General features: G+C 57.9%; 15 protein-coding genes. 13 read left to right on the plus strand and 2 right to left on the minus strand.

Features of this window, described 5'->3' with window-relative positions; genetic code table 11:
- Positions 1-148: 148 nt before the first annotated feature.
- The 6 genes from AC13D2_RS18450 (at position 149) to AC13D2_RS18475 (ending at position 6,775) form a co-directional block, all read left to right on the plus strand.
- Positions 149-964 (plus strand): ABC transporter ATP-binding protein, encoded by an 816-nt coding sequence (locus tag AC13D2_RS18450; protein WP_292049904.1) that lies wholly within the window; start codon positions 149-151, stop codon positions 962-964.
- On the plus strand, positions 964-1,842 hold the full coding sequence (locus tag AC13D2_RS18455) for a branched-chain amino acid ABC transporter permease (protein WP_292049905.1): 879 nt from the start codon (positions 964-966) through the stop codon (positions 1,840-1,842). Before AC13D2_RS18450 ends, AC13D2_RS18455 begins: the two co-directional genes overlap by 1 nt.
- A 1-nt stretch (position 1,843) precedes the next feature.
- Positions 1,844-2,887 (plus strand): branched-chain amino acid ABC transporter permease, encoded by a 1,044-nt coding sequence (locus AC13D2_RS18460; protein ID WP_292049906.1) that lies wholly within the window; start codon positions 1,844-1,846, stop codon positions 2,885-2,887.
- A 62-nt stretch (positions 2,888-2,949) separates the two neighbouring features.
- Positions 2,950-4,158 carry an ABC transporter substrate-binding protein gene (locus AC13D2_RS18465; RefSeq protein ID WP_300494374.1) on the plus strand — a complete coding sequence of 403 codons (1,209 nt, stop codon included), beginning with the start codon at positions 2,950-2,952 and terminating at the stop codon, positions 4,156-4,158.
- An 8-nt stretch (positions 4,159-4,166) separates the two neighbouring features.
- Positions 4,167-4,976 carry an ABC transporter ATP-binding protein gene (locus tag AC13D2_RS18470; protein WP_292049909.1) on the plus strand — a complete coding sequence of 270 codons (810 nt, stop codon included), beginning with the start codon at positions 4,167-4,169 and terminating at the stop codon, positions 4,974-4,976.
- Positions 4,973-6,775, plus strand: coding sequence for an AMP-dependent synthetase/ligase (locus AC13D2_RS18475; RefSeq protein ID WP_300494370.1), 1,803 nt, complete (start codon positions 4,973-4,975; stop codon positions 6,773-6,775). Before AC13D2_RS18470 ends, AC13D2_RS18475 begins: the two co-directional genes overlap by 4 nt.
- On the opposite strand, the gene AC13D2_RS18480 is transcribed toward AC13D2_RS18475, so the two are convergent.
- Positions 6,761-7,084, minus strand: a complete 324-nt coding sequence (locus AC13D2_RS18480; RefSeq protein WP_300494368.1) for a hypothetical protein — start codon at positions 7,082-7,084, stop codon at positions 6,761-6,763. The genes AC13D2_RS18475 and AC13D2_RS18480 overlap by 15 nt on opposite strands.
- Positions 7,085-7,221: 137 nt before the next feature.
- Between AC13D2_RS18480 and AC13D2_RS18485 the strand changes: the two genes are divergently transcribed.
- Entirely contained in the window at positions 7,222-8,112 is an 891-nt protein-coding gene (locus tag AC13D2_RS18485; RefSeq protein ID WP_300494365.1) for a LysR family transcriptional regulator, read from the plus strand.
- A gap of 178 nt (positions 8,113-8,290) precedes the next feature.
- Here AC13D2_RS18485 and AC13D2_RS18490 read toward each other — a convergent pair whose 3' ends face one another.
- Positions 8,291-9,271 (minus strand): XdhC family protein, encoded by a 981-nt coding sequence (locus AC13D2_RS18490; RefSeq protein WP_292049913.1) that lies wholly within the window; start codon positions 9,269-9,271, stop codon positions 8,291-8,293.
- Positions 9,272-9,513: 242 nt separating this feature from the next.
- Between AC13D2_RS18490 and AC13D2_RS18495 the strand changes: the two genes are divergently transcribed.
- The 6 genes from AC13D2_RS18495 to AC13D2_RS18520 all read left to right on the plus strand — a co-directional run bounded on the left by AC13D2_RS18495 (position 9,514) and on the right by AC13D2_RS18520 (position 17,524).
- Positions 9,514-12,498 (plus strand): xanthine dehydrogenase family protein molybdopterin-binding subunit, encoded by a 2,985-nt coding sequence (locus tag AC13D2_RS18495; RefSeq protein WP_300494361.1) that lies wholly within the window; start codon positions 9,514-9,516, stop codon positions 12,496-12,498.
- Positions 12,495-13,340 carry an FAD binding domain-containing protein gene (locus tag AC13D2_RS18500; RefSeq protein WP_482939010.1) on the plus strand — a complete coding sequence of 282 codons (846 nt, stop codon included), beginning with the start codon at positions 12,495-12,497 and terminating at the stop codon, positions 13,338-13,340. The genes AC13D2_RS18495 and AC13D2_RS18500 overlap by 4 nt, the downstream gene beginning before the upstream one ends.
- Positions 13,324-13,857 carry a (2Fe-2S)-binding protein gene (locus tag AC13D2_RS18505; RefSeq protein ID WP_126810704.1) on the plus strand — a complete coding sequence of 178 codons (534 nt, stop codon included), beginning with the start codon at positions 13,324-13,326 and terminating at the stop codon, positions 13,855-13,857. Before AC13D2_RS18500 ends, AC13D2_RS18505 begins: the two co-directional genes overlap by 17 nt.
- Positions 13,850-15,379, plus strand: a complete 1,530-nt coding sequence (locus AC13D2_RS18510; protein ID WP_300494354.1) for an AMP-binding protein — start codon at positions 13,850-13,852, stop codon at positions 15,377-15,379. The genes AC13D2_RS18505 and AC13D2_RS18510 overlap by 8 nt, the downstream gene beginning before the upstream one ends.
- A 20-nt stretch (positions 15,380-15,399) precedes the next feature.
- Positions 15,400-16,203, plus strand: coding sequence for an enoyl-CoA hydratase/isomerase family protein (locus tag AC13D2_RS18515; protein ID WP_300494352.1), 804 nt, complete (start codon positions 15,400-15,402; stop codon positions 16,201-16,203).
- Positions 16,204-16,345: 142 nt separating this feature from the next.
- A complete protein-coding gene (locus AC13D2_RS18520) occupies positions 16,346-17,524 on the plus strand; it encodes a benzoate/H(+) symporter BenE family transporter (protein ID WP_482939011.1) in 1,179 nt (392 codons plus the stop codon).
- Positions 17,525-17,643 lie beyond the last annotated feature (119 nt).

Here is a 17,643-nt window from a genome sequence, read left to right on the forward strand (position 1 = left end):
GCCTGAATGGACTACGTTTAATCTGGATCGGGAATCCCCCGATGACAAGAAAAAACAATAATGGCAGTCATCTTCGGGCGTGAGATGGGTATCAGCAGGGCATGTTCGCGAGCCTGTTTGCCCGGCGCCAGGGGTGCCGGGAGGTAATGTGAGCATCCTTGAGATCAGTAACCTGTCTCTTTCATTTGGCGGCGTCAAGGCGCTGCAGGATGTCAGTTTCCATGTGCCTGAGAACACCGTAACGACCATTATCGGCCCGAACGGTGCCGGCAAGACTTCGCTTTTTAACTGCATCTCCGGTTTCTACAAACCACAGCAAGGCACCATCCGCTATCAGGGCCAACCGCTGCCGGGCAGTATCAAACCGCCGAGACGGGCCGCACTTGGCCTTGCCCGAACCTTCCAGAATATTGCTCTGTTCCGGGGGATGACGGTGCTCGACAACATCAAGCTTGGCGCCCATGTGCACATGAAGAGCGGCCTGCTCAGTGCGCTGGCCTATTTCGGGCCCGCCCGCCGTGAGGAAATGGCTGTCCGCCAAGAGGTGGAAGAGCGGATCATCGACTTCCTGGAAATCGACCATATACGACGCCAGCCGGTGGCCAGCCTCCCCTATGGCCTTCAGAAACGGGTTGAGCTTGCCCGTGCTCTGGCCATGAAACCTCAGGTATTGATGCTGGACGAGCCGGTTGCCGGCATGAACCGGGAAGAGAAGGAGGATATGGCCCGGTTTATTCTGGATATCCGGGAAGAGTGGGGCATTACCGTGCTGATGGTGGAACACGACATGGGCATGGTGATGGACATATCAGACCACATCGCGGTTCTGAATTTTGGCCAGATCATCACCGAAGGTGTGCCTGCGGATGTTCAGAACAATCCCGAGGTCATCAAGGCCTATCTGGGCAACAGCGACATCGACAGTTTGCGAAGGAAGCTCAATCCGGAAGGGGAGGTTGCCTGATGGATTGGGTGTTTTTTGGTGAAATCAGCCTGGCTGGCCTGGCCATGGGCGGGCTTTACGCCCTCATCGCGCTGGGGTTTGTGATCATCTATAAGGCCACCCGGGTGATCAATTTCGCCATCGGCGAGATCATGATGTTTGCCGCCTATCTGTTTCTGGCATTTGCCGGCGGCATGGAGTTATCACCATGGATTGCCCTGCCGCTGGCGGTGATCGGCGGCAGTATTCTTGGCGGTGTGATCGAGAAGACCATGATCCGGCCCATGCTGGGCGAGTCTCCCATCTCGGTGGTGATGGTGACCATCGGCATTGGCAGTATTCTGGTGGGCCTGGTGGAGTTTATCTGGACCGCCGACCCTCAACTGCTGCCCAGCTTCCTGCCGCGGGAACCTGTATTCATCGGCCCACTCTACCTCGCTCCAAAAATCGCTTACGGTTTTCTGATCGGTTCCGCTCTGCTCATCGCTTACCTGCTTTATTTCCGCTTCTCCCGCGGTGGCGTGGCCCTGAGGGCAACAGCCTCGGACCAGGCGGCGGCGTATTCCATGGGCATTAACGTGCGCCGGGTGTTCAACATGGCCTGGGTGTTTGGCTCTCTCGCGGCATCGTTGGCCGGTGTGTTGGTGGCCGCCACCGGCGGACTCAGCCCGCAATTCGGGATTATTGGTCTGAGTGTGCTGGTGGTGGTGATCGTTGGCGGCCTGGACAGCATTCTCGGTGCCCTGGTCGCCGGCGTGTTTATTGGCTGGCTGGAAACGGTTGCCGGTGCCTACCTCGGAGGCGAATACCGGATGCCGGCAACATTCCTGGTGCTGGCGGTAATCCTGGTGATCCGCCCCTACGGCCTGTTCGGCACCCACGAAATAGAGCGAGTGTAAGATGCGCATCGGTGACGCAAAACAGAGTTACGAGGCCGATGAGGCAATCTGGACCAGCCAGACCCAGAAGCTGTGGTTGGGGTTTTTCCTGCTGATTCTCACGGTGTTCCCGTTTGCCGTGGACTCTTATCTGTTGTACCTGGGCTGCCTGGTAGGCATTGCTGTGATCAGCACCACCGGCCTGAACATCCTGACCGGTTTTACCGGGCTGATTTCCCTGGGGCAGGCCGGTTTCATGGGCGTTGGCGCCTACACGGTGGCCTGGCTGTCCATTAACACCGGCCTGCCGTTCCCTGTCACTCTGGTGCTGGCTGGGCTCATGGCTGCCGCCGTCGGGATTCTGGTGGGTCTGCCATCACTGCGGGTCAAAGGCCTGTATCTGGCGATCGCAACCCTGGCTGCGAGCGTGTTCCTGCACTTCATTTTTGCCGAGTGGGAATCCGTCACCGGTGGTATGGGTGGCCTGAGTCTGGAGCCAGCGCACCTGTTCGGGCTGACGTTCCAAAGTGATTTCATGATGTATTTCATCATCGTGCCGCTGGCGGTGCTGATGGTGCTGGCGGCCCGGAATGTGTTTCGCACCCGGATTGGTCGGGCCTTTATCGCCATTCGCGACCGGGATATTTCTGCCGAGATTCTCGGCATCAATCTTCTGCGCTACAAACTGATGTCGTTCGCGCTCAGCTCGTTCTACGCCGGCGTGGCCGGTGGCCTGTTTGCCTATTTCTATCGCGTAGTTACCCCGGAGAGCTTCCCGCTTTCCATGTCCATTTTCTATCTGGCGGCGGTTATCGTGGGCGGTATGGGTAATCTGTTGGGCGGCATCCTCGGTGCCGCTTTCATGACCCTGGTGCCGGAAGCGCTGAAACTGCTGACGGCGGCCCTGACACCTTTCTACCCCAGCGCCCCCGTGTTCATGTCGCCGATGCTGGAGATCATCTTTGGCGCCCTGATTGTGGGCTTCCTGATTTTTGAACCTCATGGGCTTGCGGAAATCTGGCACCGAATCCGCCGTTTTTTCCGCCTCTGGCCGTTCCGGAATTAACGGTTCCCCCACGGGAGCCCGTGCAACAACACCAACAACAAGAAGCTGCAAGGAGAAAGAACATGTTCAGAAACATCCTCAAAAAAGGTCGCCGGCTTGCCGGTCTTGGCAGCCTGGTCGCTGCATTGACAGTGGTCGCGCCGGCGATGGCACAGGACAAGGAGCCCGTCGTGTTTGGCGGTTCCATACCGCTTTCCGGCGTGTTTGCGTTTGCCGGTATTCACATCCACGCCGGTCTGACCGACTACACTAACTGGATCAACAGCCAGGGGGGCATCAATGGCCACCCGGTAGAGTATGTGATGGAAGACACTGCCTACGAGGTGGACCGTTCGGTGGCGGCCTTCAAGAAGATTTCCGGTAGCAGTTCCCCGGCTACCTACTACGGCGACAGCACCGGTTTCATGAAAGCCATCGCCTCTGAGCTCAACAGCCAGGGCGATACCCTGATGAGCGGGGCGTCGTTCGCGACCGCGCTGACGGATAACGAGCAATACCCCTACCAGTTCATTCCCGGCCCGAACTACAGTCAGATGTTTGGCATCATTCTGGAGTACATCGCCACTCAGGGTGAAGGTGGTGATATGCCCACCGTGGCGTTTGTATACAGTGATACCGAGTTCGGTAAGGACCCCATCGAAAACGGCAAAGCCCGCGCGGGTGAACTGGGCATCGACGTCGTCGAGGAGATCGTGACCAAGCCCGGCAGTGTGGATGTGTCTGCTGAGGTCCTGAAACTCCGCAGGGTACGACCGGACTATGTTGTGTTTCATGGCTACGTATTGTCGCCGATCAACGAGTTCATGGTGCAGATGCGCCAGATGGGCCTCGATACCCAGTTCATGGGCACCTTCTGGTCCTCGGACAAGTTGATCATCGACAAGATGGGCGCGGATGCCGATGGCTACATGGGCGTAATGCCCTACAACTACTACGACAGCGAGGAAAGCGGTCCCATGCTTGATGCCCTCCGGACTCAGGCAGAGAAAAGCGACCCGGAAGCGGGCTACCGTCCTACCGGCTACATGCAGGGGTGGTTCAATGCCATGGTCTGGACAGAAGTGGTCAAGCGCACGCTCGATGCGGGGAAAGAACTGACCGGAGACAACATGGCGGAGTCTCTTGCCTCTATTGAGGACTGGGATACTGGCGGCATTATCGGCATTCCGGTCACCGTGCGGAACATGTCCTTCCCGGTCGGCCGGATCTGGCGGGTAAATGCTGAAGAAGGCCGTTATGAGCCGGTATCGGACTGGATTCACCTTGACTGAGGGGCTGTATGGAAGCCTTGCTGGAAATCGATAATATCGAGGTGGTCTACAACAAGTCGGTGCAGGTTCTCCGGGGCCTGTCGCTGCGGGTGCCGGAGGGCGCCATTGTGGCACTCCTCGGTTCCAATGGTGCTGGCAAATCCACCACGCTGAAGAGTGTCTCCGGCCTGCTGACCCTGGAAGACGGGGAGGTGACCGCCGGGGAGGTGCGTTTCCGGGGCCAGGATGTAAAGGGCACGCCTCCCGAAAAACTGGTGCGTAACGGACTGTTCCATGTCATGGAAGGCCGCCGTGTGTTTGAAGACCTCACGGTGGAGGAGAACCTGGTTGCCGCCACCTACGCACTCAGTGGCAGCAAGCCTTCCCTGAGCGACAGCTACGAACTGGTCTACGATTATTTTCCTCGCCTGAAGGAACGCCGTAAGCAATTGGCGGGTTACCTCTCAGGCGGCGAACAGCAGATGCTGGCTTTGGGGCGTGCGTTGATTGCCCAGCCCGCACTGATCATGCTGGATGAGCCGTCCCTGGGCCTGGCGCCGCTGCTGGTGGAGGAGATCTTTACCATCGTGGCGCGGATCAACCGTGAACAGGGCACTGCGATTCTTCTGGTGGAGCAGAATGCGGCGGTGTCTCTGGCGATTGCCTCATACGGTTACATCATGGAGAACGGCAAGATCGTGATCGACGGGCCGGCGGACAAACTCACGGCGAACGAGGACGTTCAGGAGTTCTACCTGGGTGTGGGCGGCAAGGAAGGTGAAGCCCGCAGTTACCGCGATATCAAGCACTATAAACGCCGTAAACGGTGGCTGTCATGACAACCCCTTCCCTACCTGATCTGACCCTGACCCAGATGCTGCGGGCCCATGCGCAAGAGCGGCCGGATGCACTGGCCCTGCGCCAGAAAGACTTTGGCATCTGGCAGGCCTATTCCTGGCGGGACTACTACGACCGTGCCCGGCATTTTGGTCTGGGGCTCCGCGCCATGGGGCTGGAGGAGGGTGGCCATGTGGCCATCATCTCGGAAAACCGGGTGGAATGGGTGATCGCCCAGATGGGTATTGGCATGGTGCGGGGTATCTGTGTTGGGGTGTATCCGACCAGCCCCTGGAATGAGGTGGCCTACGTTCTCGAACACAGCGATGCGAGCATTGTGGTGTGTGAGGATCAGGAACAGACCGATAAAGTGCTGGAAGCCTGGCCTCAACTGCCGCAGCTGAAGTACACCATCGCCATCGATATGAAAGGCCTTCGTTACTATCCCGAACCTCCGACGGCATTCGAGGACATTGAGGCCAGAGGCCGGGCGTTTGAAAAAGACCATCCCGGCCTGGTGGATGAACTGCTGGATGGCCAGCGGATGGATCACACCGCCCTGATGATCTACACCTCCGGCTCCACCGGACGGCCGAAGGGCGCCATGATCAGCTGGGGCAACCTTCATGCTGCCGCGCCCGGTCTTATTGAGTTGCTGCAGGCGGACGAGCGCGGTTCCAGTCTTTCCTACCTGCCGCTGTGCCATGTGGCGGAGCAGGCGGTAACCAACATTGCGCCGGTCTATGCAGGCAGCTCCGTCAGCTTTGGCGAGAGCCTGCGCACCGTTCAGGAAGATCTGCGGGAAATTGCGCCGACCTTTTTCCTGGGCGTGCCCCGAATCTGGGAGAAGCTCCATTCTTCCATCTACATTAAAATCCAGGAGACCGGACGTGTCCGGCGGTCATTGTTCGATTGGGCAATCCGGGCCTGTTCGCCCATGGCCACCAAATCCCGCGTGCAGTGGAGCCTGAAAGAAAAAGGTCTGTACAGTCTCAGTTACTGGCTGGTGTTCCGGGCCTTGCAGAATTTCATTGGCCTGCGCCGATGTACCATCGCAATGACCGGAGCGGCCCCCATTTCCACCGGGATTCTGGAATTCTTCCGGACCATTGGTATTCCCCTGCTGGAAGTTTATGGCCAGACAGAAAGTACCGGCGTGGCAACCGCACAGCCGGTGGATGACGTGCATCTGGGAACCGTGGGAGTCGCGATTACCGGCGTTGAGGTCATACTCGGTGAGCACAACGAGATCATCATGCGTGGCGGCAGCATGTTCAAGGGTTACTACAAAAGCGACGAGGCGACCGCCTCAACCCTGAAAGACGGCTGGCTGCGTACCGGCGATGTAGGCGAATGGCGGGATGGCCAGCTCAAGATCGTCGACCGGCTGAAAGACATCATGATCACCGCCGGCGGCAAGAACCTGTCGCCGACGGAGATTGAGAACACCATCAAGGCAAGCCCCTATATCAAGGAATGCATTGTGATCGGGGAGGCCCGGAAATATGTTTCCGCCCTGATACAGATCGACTTTGACACCGTGGCCAAATGGGCGGAGCAGGAACGGATTGCCTACACCACCTTCCGCAGCCTGACAGAACAGGCTCAGGTGAATGAACTGATCCAGGCCGAGGTAGCCAAGGGCAACGAACAGCTGCCTCAAGTGGCCCGGATCAAGCGCTTCCACCTGCTCACCAAGGAGCTGGACCATGACGACAACGAAGTGACCGCCACCATGAAGGTGCGCAGGAGCAACATCTATGAGAAGTATACGGATGTGATCGAGTCACTTTACGTTTGAACAAACTCGCTCCCTGCGACAGGCCTCCAGCGCCTTCAGAGCATCGACCTTCAGTGGGAGATTGAGCGCCCACTGAATATCCGTCCTCTCGAAACCGATGTCCGCCAGTATCTCGTCATCCTCCTTCAGCAAAGGCAGGAACAGGCGACGAAAATGGTGCCTGCGCCGAAAGATCCTGACCCAGAACTCAATCGTTGCCATGAACGCCAGTGGCGGGGTGGCCGGCATGTAAACTTCCAGCTCCGGAGGCTTGGACGGAGAGTCTGGACGAAGCTGCGGGCGGTGGAATTCCTGGTAATGGCTCATCATTTCGATCTCCTGTTCAGTGACCAGTGTGGGTGCCCTCGCATGTTCGCTGGGGCATGGTTATCAGCATGCAATGTCACCTTTGATCAAACAAACGAAAAGATTTAACCTATAGGTTAAGAAAAATTGAAAGGTGGCTTATGAACAGTACCGAGCATGCGCCCAGCCGCGAGGTTGGCCCGTTACTGGATACCGACGTATTGAGAACCTTCGTGGCCATTGCCGAGAGTGGAAGCTTTACCCGCGCCGCGAAGCAGGTTTTTCGTACCCCTTCGGCCCTGAGCATGCAGATCAAACGGCTTGAGGAAATTCTCGGCCACGTCCTTTTTGTGCGCGAAGCCCGTCGCGTCCGGCTGACGCCCGAGGGAGAGGTGTTGCTGGGCTATGGTCGACGACTGCTGCGATTGAACGAGGAGGCCATCCAGCAGTTTCTTTCACCCGCTCTGGAAGGCCGGGTTCGTTTTGGGACCTCAGACGATGTGGGTAGCCGCATTCTACCTGGTGTTCTGGCACAGTTCGCCAGGTCTTGTCCGGCCGTTCAGGTGGATGTACTGGTAGGCTCGAGCCAGCAGAATCTTGATCGCCTGGACGCCGGAGAACTGGATATGGTGCTTGTCACGATCGGGAATGAAGGGCAGGAACGGCGAGGGGAAGTCGTGCACACGGAGCCTCTGGTCTGGGTCGGTCGTGAAGGTGGTGTCGCTGCTAACCGGTCACCTCTGCCCGTCGCCCTGGCCAACCAGGGCTGTGTCTGGCGGCGGACGGCCCTGAAAGCCCTCGATGAGGCTCAGGTTCCGTATCGTGTCGCCTATACCTGCGATAACTGTTTTGGTCAGGAAGCGGCGATGTACGCTGATCTGGCTGTTGCACCTTTTCCGGTAAGCCTGGTGAAGCCCCCCCTGCGACGGCTCGACAGGGAAGGCCTTCCAACGCTCACAAATTACCAGATTGCCCTGGTGCGCAGTGGCAGTAACCCGATTAACGATGCATTGGCCGGGCACGTGAAGGAAGCGTTTCTCGATTTAAGGTGATTGTGGTTGGGAGATAACCCGGACCAGTCCGCCCGCACAGATGCCTAAAAAACGACCTTTTCGCATAGATAGTTGGCGAAAATTCATTGAATTTCCAGCATTCGATGCGAATGTATAGTTTTGTAACCTTAGCTATTGCGTTGAATAACGCAAGGTGACCTGCGTCAGAGCTGACTCTTCAGGTGAGTGACGAAGTGTGTGAAGAGCATGAACTGCTTGACACCAGTGATGGCAAAGAGTTTTCCGAGCGGTAGGCGAATGTGATCTCCGCGAGAATGGAAATTGCAATTTCTGTCGGCGTCATCGCCTTGATATCCAGGCCCACGGGGCCATGAATCCTGTCTACCTCTTTCCCGAGCCCCAGGCCTTCAAGCTGGCGGATGCGGTCTTCGTGGGTGCTGCGACTGCCCAAAGCGCCGATATAGAAACAATCCGAGGTCAGCAACGCCTTTAGAATAGCCGGTTCCCAGTCATGCTCATGGAATAGCAGGACGGCAGCTGTCCAGGCATCCAGCGGGACCGCGTCAATCATTTCCGGGGTCTTCAGGGTCTTCGCTTCGATCCCCTCCGAAGAACAGGCATCACGGGTTTTGCGATCCGGTGATAGTACGTCCACCTCGTAATCCGTTGCCGTGCCAAGGCAGGCAAGCGCCGTGGTATTGGGCCCTTTCCCCATGATCAGTAAGCGGCGTCGTGGCAGATACCAGCGTCTGAACACGCCATTCTTCACGGTCTGTTTATGGCTTATCACCGTCTGGTGTCTACCGGTTTCGAGACAGGTATCCAGGGCAACGGGAGTCCGGTGCCTGAGAGACGAGTTGATCTGTCGTGCCGTTTCGTCGCACAACGTCACGTCAATATAGATGTCGATCCCCGCGCCACAGGGCAACTGAATATCCATGTAGGGAGAGCCAAGCCCCAGACGGATCTGTCGGTTGGCCTGGGCTTCGATGGCGGCAACGGCTTCGGAAACAATGACGGATTCGGCACAACCACCGGTCAGGTAGCCCACTGAACGGCCGCACTCGGAAACCACCATCTGACTTCCCAGAGGCCGGGGCGATGAACCAGTATTTCCGATCAGGGTGACCAGTGCCACACGTTGGCCGTCCTCCCGGTAAGCGATGAAGTCCGTGATCAGATGTTCGAGGGATCTCATGGTTATTTTCTACAACCTTGCTGGGCAGGATGCCCTGATTCTCCCACAGTGTTCCATTCATTGTCGGCACCACATCCGGGGAATTCAGTGAAATTCAGACTCTCGGGTAAAAAGCCGTACGGCGGCGTAATAAGCAATTTCCCGGGGTAACGACACCGCCGGAACCGCTCTATAGACTTTCTGCAAAGTGGCCCATTACCCCTATTCCGGCCGCGGAGGAAAGTATGAGTTTGGCTCCGTCAATGACAACTACAAATGAAAAGCAGTTTATCGGCACACGCCAGCCCCGGCTCGAAGACGAGGTCCTGTTGCGTGGCCAGGGGCGCTATGGCGATGAAGTGCCGACCCCACCGGGAACCTTGTACGCCGCTATTGTGCGCTCGCCTCATCCCCATGCCCGGCTCAAAGCCGTGGATTCGTCCCGGGCGCTGGAAATGGATGGGGTTCACGGTGTACTGACCGGTGAAGATGTTCGTCAGTGGGCTTTGCCATTCCCGGTGGGCGTGCGTCAGCCCATGGAGCACTGGTGCCTAGCGGTGGACAAGGTGCGTTATGTTGGTGAGCCAGTCGCCGTGGTTATCGCTGAAAATCGATATCTGGCTGAAGATGCTCTAAGTGGAGTGACGGTTGACTATGAAACGCTTCCGGTGGCTGTCGACACCGAGTTTGCTATTGAGTCCGGTGCGGCAATCCTTCACGAGAAGGTTGGCGGGAATGTCGTCAGCGACCGCACATTCCGTTATGGCGATCCCGAGACTGCGTTTGCCGAAGCCGACCGACAGGTCTCGATCAAGGTTCGTTTCCCTCGCAGTTCCTGTATGCCGATCGAGTGCTACGTGGTGCTTGCTCAATTCGATCCGGCCAACTCTGCTTTTGATATAACCTCCAACTTTCAGGGGCCCTATGCGCTTCACTCGGTCATGTGCCGGGCTCTTCAGGTACCCGCCAATCGTCTTCGACTACGCACTCCGCCGGAATCAGGCGGCAGCTTTGGCATCAAACAGGGTGTTTTTCCCTATGTCGTTATGATGGGCCTGGCCGCGCGCAAAGTCGGCGCGCCGGTCAAGTGGGTTGAGGACCGTCTGGAACACCTTCAGGGCGCCTCTTCGGGAACCAACCGGGTCAGTACGCTCGAAGCCGCGGTAACGCGAGAGGGCCGGGTAACGGCCCTGCGTCTGGACCAGCTAGATGATTGCGGCGCCTACCTGCGAGCGCCGGAACCGGCTACCACCTACCGGATGCATGGCAATCTGACCGGCGCTTATGCCATTCGCAACCTTGCCGTGCGCAACCGAATTGTGATGACCAACAAAACGCCGACCGGGCTTAACCGCGGGTTCGGTGGGCCGCAGGTGTATTTTCCGCTGGAACGGCTGATGCAGCGTATTGCCGTTGAGCTAGATCTGGACCCACTGGACGTCATTCGTACCAACCTCGTCCCCAAAGGCGCTTTCCCTTATCGCTCGGCAGCCGGTTCACTACTGGATTCCGGGGATTACCCGGCAGGCCTGGAAAAAGGCGTCAGGGAAGGGGGCCTGGAAGAACTCATCCAGCGGCGTGATGAGGCAAGGCGTGAGGGGCGTTACTACGGGATCGGTTACACGGCCGCTGTCGAGCCGTCCATCTCGAACATGGGTTATATCACCATGGCGTTCACTCCCGAGGAACGTAAACGGGCAGGCCCCAAGAATGGTGCCGTCAGCACGGCAACGATTAGTGTCGATCCGCTTGGCAGTGTCAGCGTGCATGTTTCGTCCACTCCCCAGGGGCAGGGCCATCAAACCGTCGCTGCACAGATCGTGGCAGAAACGCTGGGTGTTCCACTGGAATCCATCAGCGTCAACGTGGAACTGGACACCGGTAAAGACGCCTGGTCGATTGCATCCGGCAATTACTCCAGCCGATTTTCCGGCGCCGTAGCCGGGGCTGTCTACAAGGCCGCCCTAAAGGTCCGTGCTCGACTAGCCGCCCTTGCCGCGGAGCAATGGAATATCGATAGCGACGATATCCGGTTCTCGGAGGGCCGGGTTTATGTGGAGGGTACGGACCAGTCGTCTTCTTTCCACCGCCTGGCAGGCGCCACTCACTGGTCTCCGGGAACAACACCCCAAAGCGAGCCGGGCGGCCTTCGGGAAACGGCGTTCTGGACTCCTCCGGAACTGGAGGCTCCCGGTGACGATGAGTTGATCAACAGTTCCCTGTGTTATGGCTTCATTTTTGATTATTGCGGGGTAGAGATTGATGCCATCACCGGTGCTGTCCGCATAGATCGTTATGTGACCCTTCATGACGCTGGCCGAATGCTCAATCCACAACTGGTGGATGGCCAGATTCGCGGCGGGTTTGCCCAGGCTCTGGGCGCTGCCTTGATGGAAGAGTTTGTCTATGGCGCTGATGGCAACTTCCAGTCGGGGACGCTTGCCGATTACCTGATCCCCACCAGCGTTGAGGTCCCGGAGCCGGTTATCCTCCACATGGAGACACCGTCACCTTTTACGCCTCTCGGAGCCAAAGGCGTTGGCGAGGGGAACAACATGAGCACCCCGGTATGCATCGCCAATGCCGTTGCCGATGCGCTCGAGACCAGGGATGTCGAGCTTCCTCTGACGCCGTCGAAAGTACGCATCCTTATGGGCATCGAGGAGCCTCCCCGCCCGGAAGGTGTGGGTGAGCCGGAAACGGAAGCTACCGCTAGCAGTGGCTCTAGACTCAGAGCCAGGGATTCGGTCGAACTGCCCGGCACCCCCAATGAGGTTTTCGACGCTCTCCTCAATCCGCAAACACTGGCTGCCATCATCCCCGGATGTCACGGCCTGGAGATGACTGGGGAGAACGAATACCGTGCCGATGTCACGGTTGGTGTGGGTATGATACGTGCCCGTTTTGATGCCCGGGTCAGCCTTCACGACCTGAACCCTCCAGACAGCCTTCAACTGCGTGGCTACGGCAGCAGTGCCATGGGCTCGGCGGAAGCATTCGCCACCGTCACCCTGACCGCGCTCGAAGGCAATCGTACGCGGCTGGACTACGACTACGAGGCAACCGTCGGCGGCAGGATCGCTTCGGTTGGCGGCCGCATGTTGCAGAGCGCGTCAAAAATGATCATTGGCCAGGTGTTCTCGCGGTTCTCCCGTCGGATGGGCGGCGGTACATCCCGGTTCCTATTCCTGCAGAGGCTGTGGCAGAGAATCCGGGCACTGCTTACTGGTAAAGGAGGCCCGTCATGAAACCGGCCACTTTTGATTATACCCGGCCCGGCACCCGGCGGGAGGCCTGTGACCTCTTGCACGAGTTTGGTGATGATGCGCGGCTTATAGCCGGTGGCCAGTCACTGATGGCGGTGCTGAACATGCGGTTTGCCCAGCCCAGGCTTTTGATCGACATTGCCGGAATTCAGGACCTGCATTACATCGAGGATCGCGGGGATTATCTCGCAGTCGGTGCGGGTATTACCCAGGCAGAACTGCTGGAGCATCCCGGTCTTGCCGAAAAGGTGCCGCTTCTCGCCCAGGCCATGCCCTGGATTGGTCATGCCCAGACCCGCAATCGCGGGACCGTGTGCGGGTCGATTGCCCATGCCGACCCCAGTGCCGAACTGCCCTTGTGTCTGACCGCTCTCGGAGGCGAGGTCGTTCTGGAAGCCCGCAAGGGCAAAACCCGAAAATTACCCGCTCACGAATTTTTTCAGGGGATTCTGACCACGGCAAAACGCACGGACGAACTGATTACGGAAGTGCGTTTTCCACTTGGCCAGGGTAACGAACGTTACCGCTTCCGCGAGGTCTCCATGCGCCATGGTGACTTCGCCATTGTTGCCCTGGCTGTCAGGATTTGCGGGGACAGAACTGACCTGACGGTCGGTGGTGTTGCCGACCGGCCGGTTCGTCGAAGCATGACCGGTAATGATGCCCGGGCGTCATGGCTCAATCACTTTGCCTGGTCCCTCAATGCTCAGGACGACGCCCACGCCTCGGCTGTCTATCGTCGCCACCTGGTACGTGAGCTGGGTTCTCGCCTGATAGATGAATGTTCCGCTCAGAAGGATGACACCCATGCACCTCAAGGCTGATACACGTCACCGTGTGACTGTCACTCTCAATGGCCGGGAACGCGCCGGTTATGCAGAGCCGCGCACACTGCTCAGTGATTTCCTGCGCCACGAACTGGGCGCCACCGGCACGCGGGTGGGCTGTGAGCACGGTGTATGCGGTGCCTGCACGGTACTGGTCGACGGTCGGGCCAGCCGTTCCTGTCTGATGCTGGCGGTACAGGCTCAGGGCAGGGATTTGCAGACGGTCGAGTCGCTCGCCCGCGAAGAGACGCTGAATGATCTCCAGCAGGCGTTTCGCAAACACCATGCCCTGCAATGCGGCTTCTGTACCGCGGGCATCCTGATATCCAGTACCGAGTTCCTGACCCGGGTATCGAGACCCACCGAGACGCAGGTCCGCGACATGTTGTCGGGGCACCTGTGTCGTTGCACAGGCTACACGGGCATCGTCAACGCCATCCTTGAGGTCGCCGAAACGCGTGATCACGAGGTTTCAGGACCAACCGATAAAGAACAGGAGAACAATAATGTTTGATCTTGGTCGAAGTTTTCTTGCGTCTGTGGAGCGCCGCCCCCAGGCGACAGCGATTGCGGACGGAACCCTGCGCAAAAGCTATGAGACCTGGTTCCAGGACATCCAGAGCGTCGCCCGATGCCTCGAAGGGTTTGGCCTGAGTAAAGGAGACCGCCTGCTGGTCATCATGCAGAACCGCTGGCAGATGGCGACGCTGCACTGGGCATGCCAGTTCGCCGGTATCATTGTGACTCCGGTAAATTGGCGTTCGACCGCCCAGGATCTTGAATTCTTGATCTCCGATACCGAGGCACGTGTCGTCGCCTACGACGAATCCGCCAGCGAAGCGGTGCAAAACTGCTCGTCTGCCCGGTCTCTTGTGCGCATTACCTCCGGCCAGATCAAGGATCCGGACGCCCATGACTTCGACAGTCTTCTGGGCACCCGGGGTGACACCATACTGCGGGCCACGGCAGAGGATCTTTCGCTGATGCTCTATACCTCGGGCACCAGTGGCAAACCCAAGGGCGTGCCCCGGGTGCACCGGGCAGAGCGTTCGGCGGCGCTGGCCCATGTGGCGCAGAATCTTTATCGACACGATGAGTGCACGCTCGGGGTCATGCCGCTCTATCACACCATGGGAGTGCGCTCGCTGCTCTCCATGGCGTTGGTTGATGGCAAATTCGTATGCATACCGAAGTTTGACCCCAAGGAAACGCTCGATGCGATTGAGCGTGAGCAGGTCAGTAATCTCTACCTGGTGCCAACGCTCTACCACATGCTGATCGAACATCCGGATTTCGACCCGGGGCGTGTTGGGAGTGTTGACAAGCTCGGCTATGCCGGCGCCCCCATGAGCGCTGGACTGATCGCGCGCGTAGAGGCCGCTTTCAATCCCAGTCTGTTCGTCAATCACTACGGTAGTTCCGAGATCTACACCTTCACCATCGATCAGAATGCCAGCCAAAAGCCCGGCTCCTCTGGGCGTGCTTCCCTCAATCAGCGCATTCGCGTCGTCCGGATTGGAGCCGACACACCCGACGAGCAAATGCCCGTTTGCGAGGAAGGCGAAATCATTGCCGACATGAACGGTGACGAAGCCTTTCAGGGTTACTGGCAACGACCAGATGCCGACCAAAAGGCCCTGAAACAGGGCTGGTATTTCACCAGTGATACGGGCTATTTCGACGCCGACGGTGACCTTTTTGTGACCGGGCGGGTTGATGATCTGATTATCACCGGCGGCGAGAACGTCAGCCCGGTGGAGATCGAAGACGTTCTTTCCCTGCACCCCCAGGTAGAAGAAGTTGTGGTGGTAGGCCTGCCTGATGAACGCTGGGGCAAGATCGTCACCGCTTTTGTGAAACCCCGGGCGCCGATCAAAGAGGAAGAACTCGACCGTCACTGTATTGAGCGTGAGCTGACCCGGTTCAAACGACCTCGTCGTTATGTCTTCGTCGACGAAATTCCCAAGTCGCCGGTGGGCAAGATACTTCGTCGGGTACTGCGTGAGCAGGAGCCCTCCACCACCAACAACCAGTGACCATTACAGGACATACTGTCATGAAAGAGAATGAATTGAAGGAATTCCTGTCCTCGGGCTTCGACGGCTTCGAGGTCCATCTTGATCCTGCCGGGGAACGTGCGGATATCGTGCTTAATCGCCCGCCTCTGAACGTTATAGAGATGAACCAGCGTGATGAGTTGCGCTCGGTCTTCGAGGCTCTGGACCAGCTTTCGGACGTCCGGGTCATCGTCTTGCGCGGAGTTGGGGAGCATTTTTCCAGCGGCGGTAATATCCGAGGTTTCCTGGAAGCTTCACCAGAACATGTATCGAAACTGGCGGACAACATTGCGGCACCGGCTCGTTGCAGCAAGCCGGTGATTGCAGCAAACCGTGGGTACACCTTCGGGGTTGGTTTCGAACTATCTCTGGCCTGCGATTTTCGCATTGCATCGGAAACGGCCCTTTATGCATTGCCAGAGCAGAAGTTGGGTCAGATACCCGGTTCGGGTGGCTCGGCCCGGCTACAAAAAACCATCGGCATCACCCGCACCAAGGACATGGTAATGCGTGCCAAGCGAATCAGCGGTCCCCAGGCTCTTGAGTGGGGCTTCGTGACTGAATGTGTTGCCGATGATGAGCTGGAAAGTGCAACGGATGCCCTGGTGAAAGAGTTGCGGTTTTTCTCCCCGCTAGCGCAGCGTACGGCCAAACGAATGATCAATGACAATGAGAACGCCATCTTGTCGGTCGCCATTGAGATGGAGGGGCACTGCTACAGTCGCCTGCGTTCCTCAGAGGATTTCCGTGAGGGAGTGGAAGCTTTTCAAGGGAAGCGTAAGCCCGAATTTCGGGGCAAATGAACCTGATGTAAGTACGCGAAATCAGTCATCGAAATACCTGACATCCAACAACAATGAGAGACAGGTTATGCAAAATCAAACACTCGAAAATCCAGATACATCGCCTACCACTGATTCATCCGCTTCGTGGTTGAAGAGCCTGATGCAAGCCCTGAACGTCAAGTCCGTCAGCGCGGGGGTGGTGGCTGCGCTTTTTGGCTGTTCGGGACCGGCGTTGATCGTTATCAGTGCCGCTGAAGCGGGCAATCTGAGTAACGGGCAGACCGTGGCCTGGCTGCTCGCCATCTACTTTGTAGGTGGGCTGATCAGTCTCATCATGGCGCTTCGCTATCGCCAGCCCATCACCGGGGCCTACTCAATTCCCGGTGCGGCCATCATGATCGGAGCGCTGGCAACTATTCCCTTTACCGAGGCCGTTGGTGCTTTCATCATGAGCGGCGCCATCGTGCTGTTGCTCGGAGTAAGCGGCGTTATCGGCCGCATTATGAGCTGGCTGCCGATGCCCATTGTCATGGCAATGATCGCTGGCGCGTTGATCCGGTTTGGCACCGGGGCGGTTCAATCAGTGGAAAGCATGCCACTGATTGCCGGTGCGGCCGCCGTGGCTTTCTTCCTTTCCGCCCGCCTTACCAAGGCTGTACCCCCCGTCCTGACGGCCGCCATCGTCGGTTTTGGCATTGCACTTGCGATGGGCTCCATACAGCCGGCTGATGTGAACATTGCCTTTGTCGCGCCCGAGCTGACCATGCCGACCTTTACCCTGAATGGGCTACTCGCTATTTCAATTCCGTTGGCGGCCCTGGTGATCGGTGCGGAAAACGCTCAGGCGATGGGTGTCCTGATGGCTGAGGATTATCGTCCACCCATCAACGCAATGACCACCATTAGCGGTATTGGCGGCATGATTGCCGGTGCAATCGGTGGCCACAACGCCAATATTGCTGGCCCAATGACCGCGATCTGTTCGTCCGAGCAGGCGGGAGATGACAAATCTAAACGCTACGGTGCAACCGTGGTCAATGGCGTCCTTTTCTGCGCCTTCGGCCTTTTTGCCGGGGCGGCCGTTCCCTTTATTCTTGCCTTACCCAAGGCACTGATCGGTGCCGTCGCGGGCCTGGCTATGATTGGTGTCCTGATCGCGGCTTTCCAACACGCTTTTTCGAAAGTGGCTGGCCATCAGATCGGTGCCATGGTTGCGTTGCTGGTTGCAATGAGTGGTATCAGTCTCTTTGGTATCAGCTCTCCTTTCTGGGCATTGGTTTTCGGGATTCTGGTCTCCCTGTTGTTGTCGGAGAAACCGTCGGAAAACAAAGCAAAGTAAGTAGAGCGAGACGGGAATATCCGTACCAACCTGAACCAATTGGGCCGCAGGGATGTGGCCCTTATAGAATCTACTGAGCGGCATGACGCAAGCTATTAGAAAACAAAATCAAGAGGTGG

Source organism: Marinobacter sp. B-12 (assembly GCF_056857915.1).